Here is a 16,489-nt window from a genome sequence, read left to right as displayed (position 1 = left end):
CACAACCACCACCCCCGGGAAAACGGAAGAAAACGGCTGCACAAAATTTGAAACCAGCTGAAAAACAACCAGGCCACACCACGGGGTGGCACAACCTGGCCAATTCAACCAATCCATATAAACAAATTGGTATCAACAAACTTGGCACACTATTGAGTTCTCAAACAACAGACACACCCGGCACCACCACAACCAACAAACAGTCAAGGATCGCTCCGGAGCAACTTTCCAAACTTACCCGGTTTCAAGACTCAAAGCAAATCAGCGTTTCCGCGATCCGCTGGTCATCAAGACCAACCCCGCCGTCACACAGCACGCCAAGTGGCGAACCGTTTTTCAGGCTGTTTAGAAGGGGGTTTGGCCGCCTTCGGTAACCAGCATCTCGCCGGCCCCCTCTCGGCGACTTAGAAAACAATACACCTACTTTGGCCCCACCGCAAACCCTCCCCGGCATGGGTGTCAGGCCCCGCCAATCCGGGCCAAAACAGGGATCGGAGGCACCTTCCGCGGCGTCGCCGCCGTTCCTGGTTTCTGTGGGCTGCGTCACCGCGCCGGACCCGGCGGCGGAACCCGGCACGGTAACCCGGTTCGGGCCGCGCCACGGCAAATCCTGTTCGGCAGCCTCGGTCAGGTTAAACGCAAGAAGGGCCGGCAACCGAGGTTGCCGGCCCTTCTTAGACCACTGGAATCAGCAGTGCTGGCTTAGCAGCAGTGTTGAATTACCAGGAAGACTTGGTGATGCCCGGGAGCTCACCGCGGTGAGCCATGTCGCGGAAGCGAACACGGGAGATACCGAACTTCTGGAAGGTACCGCGGGGACGGCCATCGATGATGTCGCGGTTACGCAGACGTACCGGTGAGGCGTTGCGGGGCAGCTTCTGCAGGCCGAGGCGTGCAGCTTCGCGTGCTTCATCGGTCGACGCGGGGTCAACCAGGGCCTTCTTCAGTTCGAGGCGCTTTGCAGCATAGCGCTCGACGATGACTTTACGCTGTTCGTTCTTAGCGATCATTGACTTCTTAGCCATAGTGCTTAGCGCTCCTCTCGGAATTCGACGTGCTTACGGATGCGGGGATCGTACTTCTTCAGAACCATGCGGTCCGGGTCGTTACGACGGTTCTTGCGCGTGACGTAGGTGTAACCCGTGCCAGCGGTCGACTTGAGCTTGATGATCGGACGTACGTCCTTGTCCTTAGCCATTAGAGCTTCACTCCTCGTGCCAGGATGGCGGCTACGACTACGTCGATGCCACGCACGTCGATGGTCTTGATGCCACGTGCAGAGACCTGCAGGGTGACATTGCGGCGCAGGGACGGAACCCAGTAGCGCTTCTTCTGGATGTTCGGGTCGAACCGACGCTTGTTGCGGCGGTGCGAGTGCGAAATGCTGTGTCCAAAGCCCGGCTCGGCTCCGGTCACCTGGCAGTGTGCTGCCATGACGACTCTCCTCATGAAAATAAATGAAACGGTCCGCAGCGTTCCGCGTACCGTGCGACAGGGGGCGTCCGCATCCAGCATTCAAATCTCCGGCGTTCCGCAGGCGTGGACATCCGGCGAAAGCCGGCTGTTTTCCGCACTGCGGCGAAGATGATTGGCCACGAGTACCTGGCAGAGGAATCCACTGCGGAGTACCGGGATGCTGGGCGAATACAGGAGTGCACGCAACTTGAGCCCCTAACTACCGGCCTTGAGGACTGCCATCATTGAGGACAGATCCCGCCAACCGGAGCAATTGCACACGCTCCGCGCCACCTAGCGCCTACCAAGTCTACGAGCTTGACTAATTAAAGGCCAATCGGGTAGCCGTCAATGCCGCCCGCGGGTGTATAAGCCCGCCGCCCTCACCGTACCGAAGTCACATCGGCGCCGCAGTCTTTTCACAGCAGAATGAAAGGGTTCCGCCGGAGTCTTGAGGCATGAACACAGAGCTCCTGCCGGCCTTGGCCGCCGATTCCCGGGCCGCAGATGCCGCCCGGGGCACTATCAAAGCCAGGCACCGCCGTCGGCTATTTCACGCCGACCTGCTGGTAACTGTTGCCTGGGCGTCCGTGGCTGCTGCGGTGGCGTTGTGGCTGGCCGACGGCGGAGCAACAGGATTCTCGACGCTCGCCGGCTCATTTACCGCCTTGGGCATTGTGGCCGGGCTGGCCGGCATGGACCTGGTCCTGCTGATGCTGCTGCTGGCGGCACGGATTCCGCTCATTGACCAGACCATCGGCCACGACCGCGCCCTGCAATTCCACCGGAAGCTCGGCAAACCGTCACTCTACCTCCTGCTGGCGCACGGAATCCTGATCGCCATCGGCTACGGAATGGCCGACGGGCTGGATCCCGTCAGCGAAGCCGTGTCCCTCTGGGTGCTGGTGCCGGATCTGTGGCTTGCCTATATCTCCATGGCGCTGTTCATCGCCGTCGTGGTCACATCCCTCGTGGCAGTCCGCCGTCGTTTTCCCTACGAGTTCTGGTACGCGGTGCACCTGCTGACGTATGCCGCCGTCGCAACCTCCCTTCCCCACCAGTTCAGCGTGGGCGGGCTGTTCGCTGAAGGGACGTGGCAGCGCTGGTACTGGCTGGCTGTGTGCTTTGCGACAGGTGCGGCCCTGCTTCATTACCGTGTCCTGGAACCCGTCTTTGCAACGTTCCGGCACCAGCTCACGGTCAGCCGGGTGGTGACGGTGGCGCCCGGTGTGGTCAGCATTGAGATGCGCGGGCTAAACCTCAACGAACTGGCCGGAACCGGGGGCAGGTTCTTCATCTGGCGGTTCCTGGCCCGCGGCCTGTGGTGGCATCCGCATCCGTTCAGCCTCTCCGCCGAACCGCTCCAGTTCGATGCTTCGGGGCGCGGCCTGCTCAGGATCACCGTCCGGAACCTCGGCAGGGGATCGGCCCAACTCGCCGGGCTGAAGCCCGGAACCAAGGTGGCGTTGGAGGGGCCCTACGGAATCTTCAGTACGGCGGCCCGGAGCCGGGACAACGTGGTGATGATCGGCGCCGGCATCGGCATCACACCGCTGCGCGCGCTGCTTGAGTCGACGCCGTTCACGCCGGGGCAGGCGACCGTGATCCTCCGGGGCCGCAGCGAGCAGGAACTCTACCTCGGCGACGAAATCCTGGACCTTGCCCGGCGCCGAGGTGCCACCCTGTTCCACCTGACCGGTCCCCGCTCGGGCCGGCACGCTGACAGTTGGCTTCCTGACCATGCCACCGAGGCCGGTCACCGGCTAACGGATTACGTGCCCGGCATCGCGGACGCGGACGTCTACGTCTGCGGGCCTGCAGCGTGGGCACAGAACGTGCTCATGGATGCCCGCGCCGCGGGTGTCAAAGAAGACCAGCTCCACTACGAAAGGTTTGACTGGTGAGATTACGGGCAGCAGTATCCGCAGCACTTGCCTCGGCCGGGATCCTCCTGGCCGGCTGGCAGTCGGGCACCTATGTGGAGGACACCGGCAGCGCCGCGGCCAGCACATCCGCCGGGACGGGAACGGGTTCGGGTACCGCCGCGGAGCCCACAACCGGGGCTACAGCGAAGGCCGGCGGAACCTACGCGGGCAGTGTGGTGCAGACCAGGTTCGGCGCCGTCCAGGTGCAGATCAGCGTGAAGTCCGGGGCCATTACCGACGTTGTGGCCCTGCAACTGACCGACGACGACCGCAAGTCCATCCAGATCAGCAACCGGGCAGCACCCCTCCTCAGGGCCGAAGTGCTCGCTGCCCAGTCAGCCGACGTGCAGACGATCGGAGGCGCCACCGTGACCAGTGACGCCTACCTGAACTCCCTCCAGGCGGCCATCGATGCTGCGAACCTCTAATCTCCCGGGCGCCGTGCTCCAGGAGTCGGTTCCGAAAGTGAACCGGCCGACGCTGCAGGCGAGGACATTCAACTGCATGGGAACGGTCATCAGCCTGACCCTGCCCTCAGCCTCGGGTGAGGATGAGCTGGTGGCCGCCACCGCCGTCGTCGAACGGCTCTTTGCGGGCCTGGACGAGACGTTCAGCCTGTACCGTCCCGAATCGGAGGCGAGCCGGCTGGCGCGGGCAGAGATCAAGCTGCCCGACACGTCGGAAGACATGCGTCGGCTCTATGCCGACGCCGTCGGCTGGCGGCTGGCTACTGAAGGCGCCTTCAATCCCGAGCGGCCCGACGGCGTCCTGGACCTTTCCGGAATCGTCAAGGGACATGCCATCCAGGAGGCCGGAACATCCCTGTTGGCGCTGGGCCTGCGCGACTGGTGCCTGAACGCCGGCGGCGACGTGCTGGTCAGCGGATCACCGGCGCCCTCGAGCGTAGGGCCCCACGGCGTGGAGCCCGGGCGCAGGGAACCGTGGCGTGCCGGGATTGTGGATCCGGAGGACCGCCGCACCCTGATTGCCGGTTACCGGCTCGGCGGCTCCGGGCCAAAGCGCTCCCTCGCCACCTCCGGTTCCGCGGAACGGGGGGACCACATCTGGGCGGCGGGAGCGGGCAGTCCGCTCCATTCAGGGGCTGCTACGGGAGCGGGTAGTCCCCTCCGTAGAGGAACGGCGGCGTCCAAGTTCCGCCAGGTATCAGTGGCTGCGGCGGACATCGTCACGGCTGACGTGCTGGCGACGGCGATCGTGGCCGGCGGGCTGCCGATGCTGGACCGTGCCACGGACGGGTGGGACATTGAGGTGCTGGCCGTGCGCGCCAGCGGCGAACTGCTCGCGACGCCCGGCTTCCGGCGCTAGCTTCCGGTTACCTGCGGTGGCGCTACAGGCGGGTCAGCGCCGGGTACCGAGGCGCGAGGCCGTCGCCCGAAGACTTGCCCGTGACCCGGCGCATCACCCACGGGCCCGCGTGCTCCCGTACCCAGCGCGCATTTGAGCGGATGGCTTCGGCCCGGCTGAGCTCGGGCACGGGTGTCATCGGCGGCACTTCGATGGAGTGGTCGTGTTCAAGGACCGTCAGCACCCTCTTCGCCATGTTCGCGTGGCCGGCAGCGGACATGTGCATCCGGTCCTTGGCCCACATTCCCCAGTCGTAGTACTCGCTGAAACGCCAGTAGTCCACCAGCAGCGCGCCGTGGTCACCTGCGATCCCGCGGACCAACTCGTTGTAGATGGCAGTGCGGCCGCGCATGGTGCCGAAAATCTTGGAACCGCGGGCGTCGAAACCCGTGAACATCACCACAGTGGCGCCGGTGGCGCTCAACTTGCGGATGCCGGCGTCGTACTCCTCCAAAAGGCCGTCAATATCGATCTTGGGGCGGAAGATGTCGTTGGCCCCCGCGTAAATGGTCACCAAGGTGGGTTTAAGTTCGACGGCGGCGTCCACCTGCTCGGCCATGATCTGCCGGAGTTTCCTCCCGCGGATGGCCAGGTTGGCATAACCGAAGGAAGGGTCAGCCGCGCCGAGTTGCTCCGCCACCCGGTCCGCCCAGCCGCGCACACCGTTGGGCCGGTCCGGATCGTCGTCGCCGAGGCCTTCGGTGAACGAATCTCCAAGGGCTACGTAGCGGGCGGCAAAATCCATATCGATAGTCTGCCACCTGTTGCCGGGAGCAACAAAGCGGGACGGCCGGGGCCCCGGGCAGGAAAGTCAGGACTCGCGCAGGATCCAGTGATCAGAGTCCAGGCGGCCCACGATCTTCTCGCCGATGCGGGCCAGGTCAGCAACATCGCGTTCGGACAGGGCGTCGAGGAACAGGGACCGGACGGCTTCCACATGACCTGGCGCGAGCTCCACGATGGTGGCCATTCCGGCGTCGGTCAGGTGGGCGGTGGTGACGCGTGCGTCGCGCGGATGCGGCTGGCGTTCCACCCAGCCGCGGTTCTGCAGCTTGGTGACCACATGCGACAAGCGCGACAGCGAGGCGCTGGTGCGGGCAGCGAGTTCGCTCATGGGCAGGAAGCGGCCCTCCGCTTCGGAGAGCATGGCGAGCACGTTGTAGTCGAAGAGCGAAAGTTTGCCCGCCGCGTGGAGCTTCGTGTCCAGCGCTGCCGGTAACAAGGTATTGATGCTGAGCTGGGCCAGCCAGGCACGGCGTTCGTCGGCGTTGAGCCAGCGCGGTTCGGTCATGGATACATCCTAGATTGCGGAACCGGTAGGCTGACCGCATGTACGTAGTCTCCCTGACCTACAAGGTTCCCGAAGAGATCGTCGATTTCCATCTGAAGGCGCACGTCGAGTAGCTGCAGGACGCGTTCGACCAGGGCATCTTCATCGTTGCCGGCCGGAAGATCCCCCGAACCGGTGCCCTGCTGCTGTCCAATGCGGACCGTGCCAGCCTGGATGCGTCGCTGGTCAAGGACCCCTTCTACACGAACGGGGTGGCGGAGTTCGACGTCGAGGAATTCCACGCCGGCAGGGTGGCGCCGGGCTATGAGAACCTGCTCGACAGCTAGCCCTTCTTCGGTGCCGCTGCCGGCGACTTTGCCGTCAGCTTCTTCAGTCCGCCCTTGCGCGGCACCTTCACCGGTTCCGGCCAGCGCGGGCTAAGGCTGTCCCCGAGGGTGACGCCGCGCAGCTTGCGGCCAAAGAGCGGCAACACCCAGTCGTGCACCCAGCGCCGCTGCAGCTGTTCCCACTCCCGCAGGCTCAGCCTCACCGGCGGATCCCACTCCAGGGGGCTGATCTTGTGCGGCACGCCCAGATGGTCCAGGACCTGCGCGGCAAGGTATTTGTGGCCTGCCTTGGACATGTGCAAGCGGTCCGAATCCCACATCCGCCGGTCATGGAAGGCATCGAAGCACCAGTAATCCACCAGCACGGCGTTGTACTTGGCCGCGATTTCCCGGACTCGCCGGTTGTAAGCCGTGTTGCGCTTCTTCAGGGGCTCCAGGACAGCGGAGACTTTGACGTCGAAACCTGTGAACAGCACCACCGTGGCACCCGTGGCGGCGAGCCGGGACACCAGGGTTTCATAGTCGGCCATGAGCGCATCCACATCCGTTCCGAAGTCGAGGATGTCGTTGCCACCGGCATACAGGGTCACCAGTGTGGGCTCCATCGCCAGCGCCGGCTCCAGCTGCTCGTCGATAATGTGGCGAAGCCTCTTGCTGCGGATGGCAAGGTTTGCGTAGTGCCACCCCGGTTCGGCCTTGGCCAGCTTCTCCGCGACCCGGTCAGCCCAGCCGCGCACGCCATTGGGCAGCCGCTTGCTGCGGTCCCCCACGCCCTCGGTGAACGAATCCCCCAAGGCAACAAACCGCCGTCGCCCTTCCCGGTCCGGAAGCAAAGGAAATGAACCCACCCCGGCACCCTACCCACTTAACAAGACCAGCAGGGAAAGGGAGGGTTAACCCAAGGCGTCAGCCCCGCAAAGGCCTAGAGCTCGGCTTTGCCCTGACGCCAGTAGCCCATGAAGGCGACCTGCTTGCGGTCGATCCCGACGTCGCGCACCAGGTACCGGCGCATGTCCTTGATGACTCCCGCCTCACCCGCAATCCAGGCATAGAACGGCATGGCGCCTGCGGGCATCCCGGGGTTCTTCGTGGCGGCGATGGCTGCGGTTTCCATCCTCGCCGGCGTCTCCCAGAGGATGTCCTGGTCCACGTCCACGTCCTCCGGTTCCGGACCGGCCCCGCCGGAAGCCGATTTGATGCCGACCCAGCCCGGCTCGGGAACAGCGGCGCGGACGGCTTCCTGCAGGAGTTCGCCGTGCGGACGTGAGCGCCCGATGGAGGCGCCGCGTGCGAGCCAGGTGATCTCGACGTCGGCGTCCGACTTCAGGTCCAGGAAGTCGCCGGCCTCGGGGACCTCAAGGAACGCGTGCCCGCTCATGTAGGCCGGGAGGCTTTCCAGGATGGCGCTGATGGCGGGGACAGCCGTTTCGTCACCTGCGAGCAGCACGCGCTGGGCCAGGCCCGGCCGCCATTCGATGCCGGAATAGATCTCGGCCGTGACGCAGTGCGCGGCCCGGTTGTTGGGTCCAATGAGGGTCAGGGCGTCGCCGGGCTTGGCGTTCAGGGCCCAGTTTGCCGCGGGACCGCCGTTGCCCGCAGAGTCGAAGTGCATCACGAAGTCCACGTCGATCTCGGGATAGACGGCGTCGAGCCGTTCCCGGCGCACGGTGTAGGTGCGCATGGAACCGCGGGTCGCGGGATCCATGGCCAGCCATTCCCGGTACCAGCCGGACTGCTCCATCTGGAAAACCGGAAGCGGCAGCCGGGAGCCGTCCTCGGCAAGGGACGGGATCATCAGCTTGACGCGAAGGTCCAGGGTTCCGCCGTGGACGCCGAAGTCGCGCAGGGAGTACCCGCCCAAGGTGATGCGGCGGAAGTTGGGGCTGAGCTCCTGCACGGCGGAGACCGTCACGTCGAACGCCAGGGTCATGGGTTCGGTGGCCGGCTGGTCCCTGACCGCCGAATTCGTGCGGGTCCCGTTTGCACGGCGTGCCCGTGCCTGGCTGATGTCTACTGCTTTGCTGTCGTTCGCATTGCTGTTAACTGCCCTCATAGGACCAACTCCAGGGTTGTGGTTTCGGCTTTTGGGAAATCAGTGTGGTGCCGGCCGAGCGGAATGATCAGCGGCGTTCCGGAAATGGGGTCTGGAAGCACCCTCGACTCCAGGCCGAACACGTCCCGGACCAGGTCCTCGGTGACCACGTCGGTGGCGGCGCCCTCGGCCACGATCCTGCCGCCCTTCATGGCGATCACGTGGTCCGCGTAGCGCGCCGCGAGGTTCAGGTCGTGCAGGACGATGGCCACGGTGGTGCCCCGCTTGCGGTTGAGGTCCGTGATCAGGTCCAGTACTTCCACCTGGTGGGCGAGGTCCAGGTAGGTGGTGGGTTCGTCCAGGAGCAGCACGTCGGTCTCCTGTGCCAGTGCCATCGCGATCCAGACCCGCTGGCGCTGGCCGCCGGACAGTTCGTCCACGTTGCGCCCGGCGAGTTCCAGCGTTTCGGTGGCGTCGAGCGCGCGCTGCACGGCGAGATCATGGTGCGACAAGTCGCCGGCCGACCAGCTGCGGAAGAAACCCTGGTGCGGGTAGCGCCCGCGTCCCACCAGGTCGCGGACGGTGATGCCGTCCGGGGCGGTGGGATGCTGGGGCAGGAGGCCCAGAGTCCGGGCAACGTCGCGGGCGGAGCGGGTGTGGATGTCCTTGCCGTCCAGTGTCACGACACCGGCCGCCGGCTTCAGCAACCGGGACAGTCCGCGGAGCAGCGTGGACTTGCCGCACGCGTTGGCGCCCACGATCATGGTCACCTTGCCTTCGGGGATCTCCGCGTGCAGCCCTTCAACCACGGTGCGCTGGGCATATTTAAGGGTGAGGTCCGTGGCGCGTAGAACAGCCATCTCAGGCATCCTTTCGGTTGGAAGTGACCAGCAGCCACAGCAGGAACGGGGCGCCGAGTGCGCCGGTCACCACGCCTACCGGCAGGACGGTGCCGCCCAGCAGCATGGGCGCGATATTCGCGGCGAAGTAGTCCGCGGCCAGCACGATCAGCGCTCCGACGAAGGCCGACGCCGGGAGGCTGGCTTTTGCGGTGAAGCGGCGGGCGATGGGTCCGGCCAGGAAGGCGACGAACGCCACCGGGCCGGCTGCCGCCGTCGCCACGGCCGCGAGGGCCACGGCGACGACCACCACGGCCAGCCGGGTAAAGCCGACCCGGATGCCGAGCCCGGCAGCTGCGTCATCGCCGAGCTCCAGGATGCGCAGGGGGCCGGACAGGGCAGCCACGGTAGGGACGAGGACCAACAGGGCCAGGCTGAGGACTCCGGCGCGGTCCCAGCTGGCGGAGTTGAGGGAGCCGTTGAGCCACACCAGGGCGTCGGCGGCCGTGCGGATGTCCGCCCGGGTCATGAGGAAGCTGACCACGGCGTGGAGCGCGGCGGCGATGCCCACGCCCGCCAGGATCAGCCGGCTGCCGGCCGCGTTGCCGCTGTTCCCGCCGCCCGACCCCAGGGACCCGCCCCGCGAGATGCCATAGATCAGCGCGGCAACACCCAGGGCGCCGGCGAGGGCAGCGCCGGAAACCACGGCGCCGGACGCACCGAAAACCACGATTGCCGTGACGGCGGCGGCGCTGGCCCCGTAGCTGATGCCGATGACATCCGGGCTGGCCAGCGGATTGCGGAGCATGGTCTGGAAGAGGCCGCCGGAGAGTCCGAACGCGGCACCGATCATGGTGCCGATCACCGCCCGGGGGAGCTTGTTTTCCATCACGATGAAGCTGGCGCCGGGGATCTTCTGGCCGCCGGTGAGGTGGGCGAGCAGGATCTTGAAGAAGTCGGGGATCGTCACGGTGTAGCTGCCCAGCAGCACACTGACGGCGAACAGGACCACGACGGCGAACGCCAGGATGGCGGTCCGGTTCAGGACGGTGCGGCTCAGCATGCCGGCGCGAATTGGCAGGCAATGCCCTGTTTCCGCGGTTTTGAGGGCATTGTCTGCCCGTTCGCGAGCCGTGCCGGGCGCGTTTTCGCCCAGTTCGCGCTCAAGGGGGGCCAGGTCTGACTTGCTCACAGCCCGGCCCCCTTCCCGCGGCGGACCAGCCACACGAAGACGGGGGCGCCCACGAGGGCAGTCATGATTCCCGCCGGGACTTCGCCGGGCAGGAGGATCACGCGGCCCAGGATGTCGGCGGACAGCAGGAGCACCGGGGCCAGGACGAGGGAAAAGGGCAGGATCCAGCGGTAGTCGGGCCCGGTCAGGAAGCGGACGGCGTGCGGGATGACGAGACCCACGAAGCCGATGGGTCCGGCGAGGGCGGTGGCGGCTCCGCACAGCAGGACGATGCCCAGGGCGGTGACGCCGCGGACCAGTCCCACCCGCTGTCCCAGGCCGCGGGCGATGTCGTCACCCAGGGCCAGGCTGTTCAGGATCCGGCCGGTGGCCAGCACAATGCCCGCACCAAGAATAAGGAACGGCACGCCGGACAGCACCACCGACCAGTCGCGCCCGGCGATTCCGCCCACCTGCCAGAACCGGAACCGGTCCAGGGTGTCCTGGCTCGAGACCAGGATGACGTTCATGAGGGAGTAGAGTCCCGCGCTCAGGGCGGCGCCCGCAAGGGCGAGCTTCACCGGCGTCGCACCGTCCCGGCCCAGCGAAGCGACCAGGTAGACGACGGCGGCCGCGGCCGCGGCACCGATGAATGCGAACCAGATGTAGCCGGTCAGGGAAGAGATCCCGAAAACGTAAATGCCGGTGACGACTGCCAGCGCTGCTCCGGCATTGACCCCCATGATGCCGGGGTCGGCCAGCGGGTTGCGGGCCACACCCTGCATGGCGGCGCCGGCCAGCCCGAGGGCCGCGCCGGCGAGCAGGCCCAGGACGGTGCGCGGGATGCGCGCGTGGACTACAGCGTGATCACCGTTGGCGGGATCAAACTGCGTCAGCGCCTGCCACACGGTTTCCAGGGGAAGCCCGCGGGCGCCGACGGCCAGCGACACTGCGGAAACGACAATAAGTACGACGACGGCGGCGAGCAGCCAGGCGGTTTGCTTGCCTGCTGCGCTTTTCCCGGCGCGAACGGGCAGTTGCGGCCCCTGTTCAGGCGCTTTGAGGGCCTCAACTGCCCGTTCGCGGGTGGTGCCGGGGGCCGGGGGTGCGCCGGGCGCACTTCCGGCTGCCGCCGTCGTCGTACTTTTCATCATGAAAGGCTGTTACTTTACTGCGCCGGTTACTTTGTCCGCTGCGCTCGCCAGCTGCGGCAGGAACGTGTCCAGCGACCACGGCAGGCTCAGCGGCGAGGAGGCCGAGATGGACAGCGTGAGCGTGTTGTCCGAGTCCGCGACCAGGGCGCCGCTCTTGATGGCCGGGATCTGGCCCAGCAGGGGGTCTGCCTTGATGGAATCAGTGGTGGCGGCATCCGGAACCCAGGTGACAAAGATGTCCGATTCGAGTTCGTTCGCCTTCTCGGCGGACCACGGGATGAAGAACTCCTTGGAGCCCTTCGAGTTATCTTCAACGACGGGGGCCAGCTTCATGCCGATCTCGCTCAGGAAGCGGGGGCGGTTGTCGTTGGCGGTGTAGACGTTGACGCCGTCGCTCTTGGCCGGTTCCAGGTTGCCGTAGATGAAGCTCTTGTCCGCCAGCTGCGGGTACTTGGAGACCTTGTCCTTGATGGTGGCTTCAGTGTCGGAGACCAGCTTGGCGGCCTCGGTTTCCTTGCCCAGGGCCTTGCCGATGATGTTCGTGGAGTCCTGCCAGGAGGTGCCGTAGGCGATCTCGGGGTGGGCCACGACCGGTGCGATTTCGCTGAGCTTTTTGTAGTCTTCCTCCGTCAGACCGGAGTAGGCACCCAGGATAACGTCCGGGTTGAGCTTGGCGATCTCGGTGAAGTTGATCCCGTCAGCCTCGGAGAACTGGACCGGAGCCTTCTCGGTGCCGAAGCCGGCGCCCAGCTCTTCCAGCTTGGCGTCCTTCCACGGCGTGGAGCCCTTGTCGTTGCCGCCCCATTCGTTTTTGGGGACGCCTACGGGAACAACGCCCAGGGCCAGGGCAACGTCGTCGTTGACCCAGGAAACCGTGACCACGCGCTGGGGCTGGGACTTAATGGTGGTCTCGCCGAAGACGTGCTTGATGGTGACGGGGAAAGCAGCCGAGGCGGCCGCGGACGATGCCGGAGCGGTGGTGGCGGGCCCAGTGGAGCAGCCGGTAAGTGAAAGGGCGACGGCGGCCAGGGCGGCCGTCGCGGTGCCTGCGGTCTTCAGCAGGGCGCGGCGTGGGAGAAGGGTAGCCACGGGACTCCTTAAGTAAGGGATGCGAACCCGAGTAAGGCTAGCCTATCCTTCTGTGAATTAAGCAAGGTTTGCGTAACGTAATTGTCTCAATGCTCCCAAAGGGCCGCATTCTCGGGAAAAAAGTGGCGCGTCACACGGTGAAATTGGTTGATGCCGCGGGGTGAACGATGGTTCACTTTTAGAAGAGTAAACGCGCGTTCACCCCTTGTGGCCGCCTCCATGCCCAGAAGGTCCCGCCCCATGCCCCAGCCCCGCAGCAGATCCCTGTCCCCCGGCGCCATTACGGCGGTCCTCGCACTGAGTGGCACCGTGGTGGCGCTGATGCAGACCCTCGTGGTGCCGCTCCTCCCGGATTTTCCCAAGATCCTGGGCGTGACAGCCGACGACGCGTCCTGGCTGGTGACGGCGACCCTGCTCTCCAGCGCCGTGGCCACCCCGATCGTGTCCCGGAGTGCGGACATGTACGGGAAGCGGAAAATGATGGTGATCTGCCTGGCCATCATGGTGGCCGGCTCCATCGTGGCGGCGGTCGGCGGCAGCTTCCTCTGGCTCATTGTCGGGCGGGCGCTGCAGGGATTCTCCTCGGCCCTGATTCCGGTGGGCATCAGCATCATGCGCGACGAACTTCCCAAGGAAAAAATGGGGTCCGCAGTCGCCCTGATGAGCGCCACGCTGGGCATCGGCAGCGCGCTGGGCCTCCCGCTCGCCGGGCTGCTCTATGAAAGCCTCGGCTGGGAATCCATCTTCTGGGTATCCGGCGCCGCCGGCACCCTGCTGCTGGCCGCCGTCGTACTGGTGGTCCCCGAGTCCAAGGTGCGCACCCCCGGGCGGTTCGACTACCTCGGCGCCGTAATTCTGTCCGCGGCCCTGGCGGCACTGCTGCTGGCCATCTCCAAGGGCGGATCGTGGGGCTGGGGTTCCGAGCCGGTGCTGCTGCTGTTCCTAGCCGCCGCAGTCCTCCTGGCCGCGTGGCTGCCGTACGAACTGAAGGTCAGCCAGCCGATGGTGGACCTCCGCACGTCCGGCCGGCGCCCCGTCCTCCTGACCAACCTGGCGTCCCTTTTGGTGGGCTTCGCCATGTTCGCGAACATGCTCCTCACCACCCAGCAACTTCAGTTGCCGGCCTCCACCGGCTACGGCTTCCAGCTGAGCGTCATCACGGCGGGCCTCTGCATGGTTCCCTCCGGCCTGGCCATGGTGGTTTTCGCACCCGTTTCCGGCGGCATCATCAGGCGGTTCGGCGGGAAGTCAGCGCTGATCTCGGGTGCGGCCGTCATGGTGGTGGGCTACGTGGGGCGCGTCTTCTTCTGGGATTCCATCACCTCGGTAATCATCGGCTCCACGGTGGTCAGCATCGGCACGGCAATCGCCTACGCGGCAATGCCCACCCTGATCATGGGTGCCGTGCCCATCACCGAAACAGCCTCGGCCAACGGCCTCAACAGCCTGGTGCGGTCCATCGGAACCTCGACGTCGAGTGCAGCCGTCGCTGCGGTCCTCACGTCCGTGACCATCACCGTGGGATCCACCCGCTTGCCGTCCTTCGAGGCGTTCAAGGACGTCTTTTGGCTGGCTGCCCTGGCGTCCGCGGCGTCAATGGTGGCCGCTGTGTTCATTCCGCGGGCCGCGGCTGCCGCGAAGGCCGTGGTCCCGGTGCCGGCTGCCGCCGAGCTGGTGGTGCAGGGCCGCGTCCTGACGTCCGACCGCCGCACCGTTACTCCCGCCGTCGTCACCGTCCTGCAGACCAGCGGCGACCCGGTGGACTGGAGCCGGGTGGACAGCGACGGCAACTATTCGGTGGCGCTGCCCGGCGCCGGCAAATACCTGATGGTGGCCAACGCCGCCGGCTGGGCGCCGATGGCGGAGGTGTTCGATTTCGACGGCCGCACGCTTCAGCAGAATTTCCACCTGGACCACCGCCTGGAGCTGGCCGGAACTGCCACCGTGGGGGGCGCAGCCCTTCCGAACGCCGTGGTGACGCTGCTGCAGGCCTCCGGCGAGCACGTGGGCACAACCACCACTGATTCCCTGGGCCGGTATGCACTGCCGCTGCCCTTGGCCGGCCGCTACATCGTGACCCTGCTGCATCCGGAGACCCACCAGGCCATGGCCCGGAAACTCGCTGTGGACAACCGCTCCGTGACGGCGGACCTGGCGATGGATGCTCCGGCGGGACAGCTGGTGGACGCATGAGCGCGGGCAGTCCTGCGGGTCGTGCCGGTGGTTCGGGAGGCGCCGGTGTTTCCAGCCGCGCCGCCATCCTGGAATCCGCCGGCAGGCTGTTCGGTGAGCGTGGCTACCGCGGCGTGACAGTCCGCGACATCGCCGCCGACGCCGGTGTTTCCGCAGCGCTGGTGATGAAGCTGTACAGCTCCAAGGAAAAGCTGTTCGCCCAGGCCAAACCGGACGAATCGCTGCTGTCCGACCTCGACGTGCCGGCCGCGGAACTGGGCAGCGCCCTCGTATTCCGCGTGCTGATGCGCCGGGAACGCGGGCTGAAGGAGCCGTGGGCGATGCTTCCGTTCATCATCCAGGATTCCCCGACGCCCGACGACGCCCGTGCGGAAACGCGCGAACGGTACCTTTCCAGCATTGCCGGCCTCCTGCAGGACACGACGCCGGAGCAGCGTTACGCTTCCACGGTGGTGGCGCTTATGACCGGGTTCGGCGAGGCGGTTCGCACGCTAGGCATGTTCGAAGGCTGGGACTTCGACGAACTGGTGGCCCACTACGGGGCGATCGTCCAGGCGCAGATCGACGCCTGCCGAGCCGCCTGCCCCTGATACCCCGATGACACCCCGAACGCTCTCGCACTTCCTGCGGCCCTTTCCCGAACGCTCTTGCACTTCCTGTGGCCATTTCCCGAACGCTCTCGCACTTCCTGCGTGCGGCGGCGTTGCCGAGATGTCGTGGATTTGGGAGGATGGCCAGGCGGGCCACTGGCGCCCGGCCAACAGGCGGTTCGGATCGGACCGGCCGGGAACGAGGGGATGAGCATGCTGAAGACCGTTGAGGTCATCGCAGCCGTGGGAAGCGGGGCGGCCGCAATGGCCTGCTTTGCGTCCGCAACGACGTCAGCCATCCCGCACCGGATCTGCCTGTAGCCCGACGAGCAATGCCCACGAATGGGCCTTCTTTAGTGTGCGCGGATTCTGCTGACACGGACCGTCATTTCCCCCACGGGGACCACACGACTTCGAAGGCTCACCACCATGCAAAAAATCACTGCCCAGCAGATCCGTTCATCCTTTGTAAACGCGAGCCGTTCCGAGGCTGCCAAGCTGACCTTGCCCCGGACCTTCGACACGCTGAACTGGGACAGCCTGGACTTCCTCGGGTGGCGGGACCCCAAGATGCCGCTGCGTGGGTATCTCGTTCTGCCTCGGCCCGGAGGCCTCACCGCGATCATGCTTCGTGCGCCTGAAGGCGGAGCAAAGAAGAGCCGTTCCGTGCTCTGCGAGCTCTGCCGCGATGTGTTCTCCAAAGATGACGTGCTGATGTGGGTTGCCAAGCGTGCCGGACAGTCCGGCAGGGACGGCAACACCGTGGGGACGCTCATCTGCGCCGATTTCCTCTGCTGCGGCAACGTCCGCATGGAGCCACCGGCCAACGAGATCAACCCGGACCCTGCCGCCGTCGTACTTCGCCAGATCGACGGCCTGACAGCCCGGACCGGCCTGTTCCTGGACCGGGTGCAGGGACTCTAGCGACGCAGTTGGGTCCGCCTCAGCCGCGGACGCTCGCTCACCTCAAAGTGAGAGAGCGTCCGCGGAAACGCTGCGAAAAGTGAGAGAGCGTCCTGATGGGCGGGCCGGGTTGAGGTCCCGGGTCAGGCCGGGCGG

At 66.0% G+C, this 16,489-nt stretch carries 18 protein-coding genes and 1 pseudogene; 8 read left to right on the top strand and 11 right to left on the bottom strand.

All coding sequences use genetic code 11. The features are described from left to right. Positions 1-374: hypothetical protein (locus AC1DRE_RS11405; RefSeq protein WP_476984735.1), on the top strand; the 374-nt coding region annotated here is incomplete at its 5' end. Between the two features lie 345 nt (positions 375-719). On the opposite strand, the gene rpsN is transcribed toward AC1DRE_RS11405, so the two are convergent. From rpsN to rpmB, 3 genes are read right to left on the bottom strand one after another with little or no spacing between them, the layout of a single operon-like run. Then, on the bottom strand, positions 720-1,025 hold the full coding sequence (rpsN, locus tag AC1DRE_RS11400) for a 30S ribosomal protein S14 (RefSeq protein ID WP_011693742.1): 306 nt from the start codon (positions 1,023-1,025) through the stop codon (positions 720-722). A 5-nt stretch (positions 1,026-1,030) separates the two neighbouring features. Then, positions 1,031-1,198, bottom strand: a complete 168-nt coding sequence (rpmG, locus tag AC1DRE_RS11395) for a 50S ribosomal protein L33 (protein ID WP_011693743.1) — start codon at positions 1,196-1,198, stop codon at positions 1,031-1,033. Continuing rightward, the gene (gene rpmB, locus AC1DRE_RS11390; RefSeq protein WP_011693744.1) at positions 1,198-1,434 is read right to left on the bottom strand and encodes a 50S ribosomal protein L28; all 237 of its coding nucleotides are present in this window, start codon (positions 1,432-1,434) and stop codon (positions 1,198-1,200) included. Before rpmB ends, rpmG begins: the two co-directional genes overlap by 1 nt. 479 nt (positions 1,435-1,913) lie before the next feature. On the opposite strand from rpmB, the gene AC1DRE_RS11385 reads away from it, so the two are divergent. The 3 genes from AC1DRE_RS11385 to AC1DRE_RS11375 all read left to right on the top strand — a co-directional run bounded on the left by AC1DRE_RS11385 (position 1,914) and on the right by AC1DRE_RS11375 (position 4,706). Beyond that, positions 1,914-3,359, top strand: coding sequence for a ferredoxin reductase family protein (locus AC1DRE_RS11385; RefSeq protein ID WP_476984734.1), 1,446 nt, complete (start codon positions 1,914-1,916; stop codon positions 3,357-3,359). Then, a complete protein-coding gene (locus AC1DRE_RS11380; RefSeq protein ID WP_476984733.1) occupies positions 3,356-3,808 on the top strand; it encodes an FMN-binding protein in 453 nt (150 codons plus the stop codon). Before AC1DRE_RS11385 ends, AC1DRE_RS11380 begins: the two co-directional genes overlap by 4 nt. A gap of 76 nt (positions 3,809-3,884) precedes the next feature. Beyond that, positions 3,885-4,706, top strand: coding sequence for an FAD:protein FMN transferase (locus AC1DRE_RS11375; RefSeq protein WP_476984732.1), 822 nt, complete (start codon positions 3,885-3,887; stop codon positions 4,704-4,706). 22 nt (positions 4,707-4,728) lie between these two features. Here AC1DRE_RS11375 and AC1DRE_RS11370 read toward each other — a convergent pair whose 3' ends face one another. Together AC1DRE_RS11370 and AC1DRE_RS11365 are read right to left on the bottom strand one after the other, a co-directional pair. Further along, positions 4,729-5,490 carry an SGNH/GDSL hydrolase family protein gene (locus AC1DRE_RS11370; protein ID WP_476984731.1) on the bottom strand — a complete coding sequence of 254 codons (762 nt, stop codon included), beginning with the start codon at positions 5,488-5,490 and terminating at the stop codon, positions 4,729-4,731. Positions 5,491-5,556: 66 nt separating this feature from the next. Next, positions 5,557-6,036 (bottom strand): MarR family winged helix-turn-helix transcriptional regulator, encoded by a 480-nt coding sequence (locus AC1DRE_RS11365; protein WP_104176016.1) that lies wholly within the window; start codon positions 6,034-6,036, stop codon positions 5,557-5,559. Positions 6,037-6,074: 38 nt separating this feature from the next. Here AC1DRE_RS11365 and AC1DRE_RS11360 point away from each other — a divergent pair. After that, positions 6,075-6,362 (top strand): annotated as a pseudogene (locus AC1DRE_RS11360) (YciI family protein). Here AC1DRE_RS11360 and AC1DRE_RS11355 read toward each other — a convergent pair. From AC1DRE_RS11355 to AC1DRE_RS11330, 6 genes are all read right to left on the bottom strand, one after another. Further along, on the bottom strand, positions 6,359-7,210 hold the full coding sequence (locus AC1DRE_RS11355; protein ID WP_476984730.1) for an SGNH/GDSL hydrolase family protein: 852 nt from the start codon (positions 7,208-7,210) through the stop codon (positions 6,359-6,361). The pseudogene AC1DRE_RS11360 and the gene AC1DRE_RS11355 overlap by 4 nt on opposite strands. A 74-nt stretch (positions 7,211-7,284) precedes the next feature. Further along, positions 7,285-8,292: a siderophore-interacting protein gene (locus tag AC1DRE_RS11350; protein WP_476984743.1), complete on the bottom strand. Its 1,008-nt coding sequence runs from the start codon at positions 8,290-8,292 to the stop codon at positions 7,285-7,287. A gap of 119 nt (positions 8,293-8,411) precedes the next feature. Next, a complete protein-coding gene (locus AC1DRE_RS11345; RefSeq protein ID WP_476984729.1) occupies positions 8,412-9,254 on the bottom strand; it encodes an ABC transporter ATP-binding protein in 843 nt (280 codons plus the stop codon). A gap of 1 nt (position 9,255) precedes the next feature. Continuing rightward, positions 9,256-10,296, bottom strand: a complete 1,041-nt coding sequence (locus AC1DRE_RS11340) for a FecCD family ABC transporter permease (RefSeq protein WP_476984742.1) — start codon at positions 10,294-10,296, stop codon at positions 9,256-9,258. Between the two features lie 125 nt (positions 10,297-10,421). After that, a complete protein-coding gene (locus AC1DRE_RS11335; RefSeq protein ID WP_476984728.1) occupies positions 10,422-11,558 on the bottom strand; it encodes a FecCD family ABC transporter permease in 1,137 nt (378 codons plus the stop codon). A 9-nt stretch (positions 11,559-11,567) separates the two neighbouring features. Then, on the bottom strand, positions 11,568-12,647 hold the full coding sequence (locus AC1DRE_RS11330) for an iron-siderophore ABC transporter substrate-binding protein (protein WP_476984727.1): 1,080 nt from the start codon (positions 12,645-12,647) through the stop codon (positions 11,568-11,570). A 240-nt stretch (positions 12,648-12,887) separates the two neighbouring features. Here AC1DRE_RS11330 and AC1DRE_RS11325 point away from each other — a divergent pair, with 240 nt between their 5' ends. The 3 genes from AC1DRE_RS11325 (at position 12,888) to AC1DRE_RS11315 (ending at position 16,354) form a co-directional block, all read left to right on the top strand. Beyond that, on the top strand, positions 12,888-14,840 hold the full coding sequence (locus AC1DRE_RS11325) for an MFS transporter (protein WP_476984726.1): 1,953 nt from the start codon (positions 12,888-12,890) through the stop codon (positions 14,838-14,840). Next, on the top strand, positions 14,837-15,430 hold the full coding sequence (locus AC1DRE_RS11320; RefSeq protein WP_476984725.1) for a TetR/AcrR family transcriptional regulator: 594 nt from the start codon (positions 14,837-14,839) through the stop codon (positions 15,428-15,430). Before AC1DRE_RS11325 ends, AC1DRE_RS11320 begins: the two co-directional genes overlap by 4 nt. 429 nt (positions 15,431-15,859) lie before the next feature. Next, positions 15,860-16,354: an FBP domain-containing protein gene (locus AC1DRE_RS11315; RefSeq protein ID WP_476984724.1), complete on the top strand. Its 495-nt coding sequence runs from the start codon at positions 15,860-15,862 to the stop codon at positions 16,352-16,354. Positions 16,355-16,489 lie beyond the last annotated feature (135 nt).

The organism is Arthrobacter sp. P4_H3 (assembly GCF_056400885.1).
The sequence above is the reverse complement of the archived record's forward strand: the minus strand, read 5'-3'. Positions and strand labels throughout refer to the sequence as shown.

Bases quoted from the DNA above. Each gene is read 5' to 3' on its own strand.
- rpsN (WP_011693742.1), bottom strand. From the start codon at position 1,025: ATGGCTAAGAAGTCAATGATCGCTAAGAACGAACAGCGTAAAGTCATC.
- rpmG (WP_011693743.1), bottom strand. From the start codon at position 1,198: ATGGCTAAGGACAAGGACGTACGTCCGATCATCAAGCTCAAGTCGACC.
- rpmB (WP_011693744.1), bottom strand. From the start codon at position 1,434: ATGGCAGCACACTGCCAGGTGACCGGAGCCGAGCCGGGCTTTGGACAC.
- AC1DRE_RS11385 (WP_476984734.1), top strand. From the start codon at position 1,914: ATGAACACAGAGCTCCTGCCGGCCTTGGCCGCCGATTCCCGGGCCGCA.
- AC1DRE_RS11375 (WP_476984732.1), top strand. From the start codon at position 3,885: ATGGGAACGGTCATCAGCCTGACCCTGCCCTCAGCCTCGGGTGAGGAT.
- AC1DRE_RS11370 (WP_476984731.1), bottom strand. From the start codon at position 5,490: ATGGATTTTGCCGCCCGCTACGTAGCCCTTGGAGATTCGTTCACCGAA.
- AC1DRE_RS11365 (WP_104176016.1), bottom strand. From the start codon at position 6,036: ATGACCGAACCGCGCTGGCTCAACGCCGACGAACGCCGTGCCTGGCTG.
- AC1DRE_RS11350 (WP_476984743.1), bottom strand. From the start codon at position 8,292: ATGACCCTGGCGTTCGACGTGACGGTCTCCGCCGTGCAGGAGCTCAGC.
- AC1DRE_RS11345 (WP_476984729.1), bottom strand. From the start codon at position 9,254: ATGGCTGTTCTACGCGCCACGGACCTCACCCTTAAATATGCCCAGCGC.
- AC1DRE_RS11340 (WP_476984742.1), bottom strand. From the start codon at position 10,296: ATGCTGAGCCGCACCGTCCTGAACCGGACCGCCATCCTGGCGTTCGCC.
- AC1DRE_RS11335 (WP_476984728.1), bottom strand. From the start codon at position 11,558: ATGATGAAAAGTACGACGACGGCGGCAGCCGGAAGTGCGCCCGGCGCA.
- AC1DRE_RS11325 (WP_476984726.1), top strand. From the start codon at position 12,888: ATGCCCCAGCCCCGCAGCAGATCCCTGTCCCCCGGCGCCATTACGGCG.
- AC1DRE_RS11320 (WP_476984725.1), top strand. From the start codon at position 14,837: ATGAGCGCGGGCAGTCCTGCGGGTCGTGCCGGTGGTTCGGGAGGCGCC.
- AC1DRE_RS11315 (WP_476984724.1), top strand. From the start codon at position 15,860: ATGCAAAAAATCACTGCCCAGCAGATCCGTTCATCCTTTGTAAACGCG.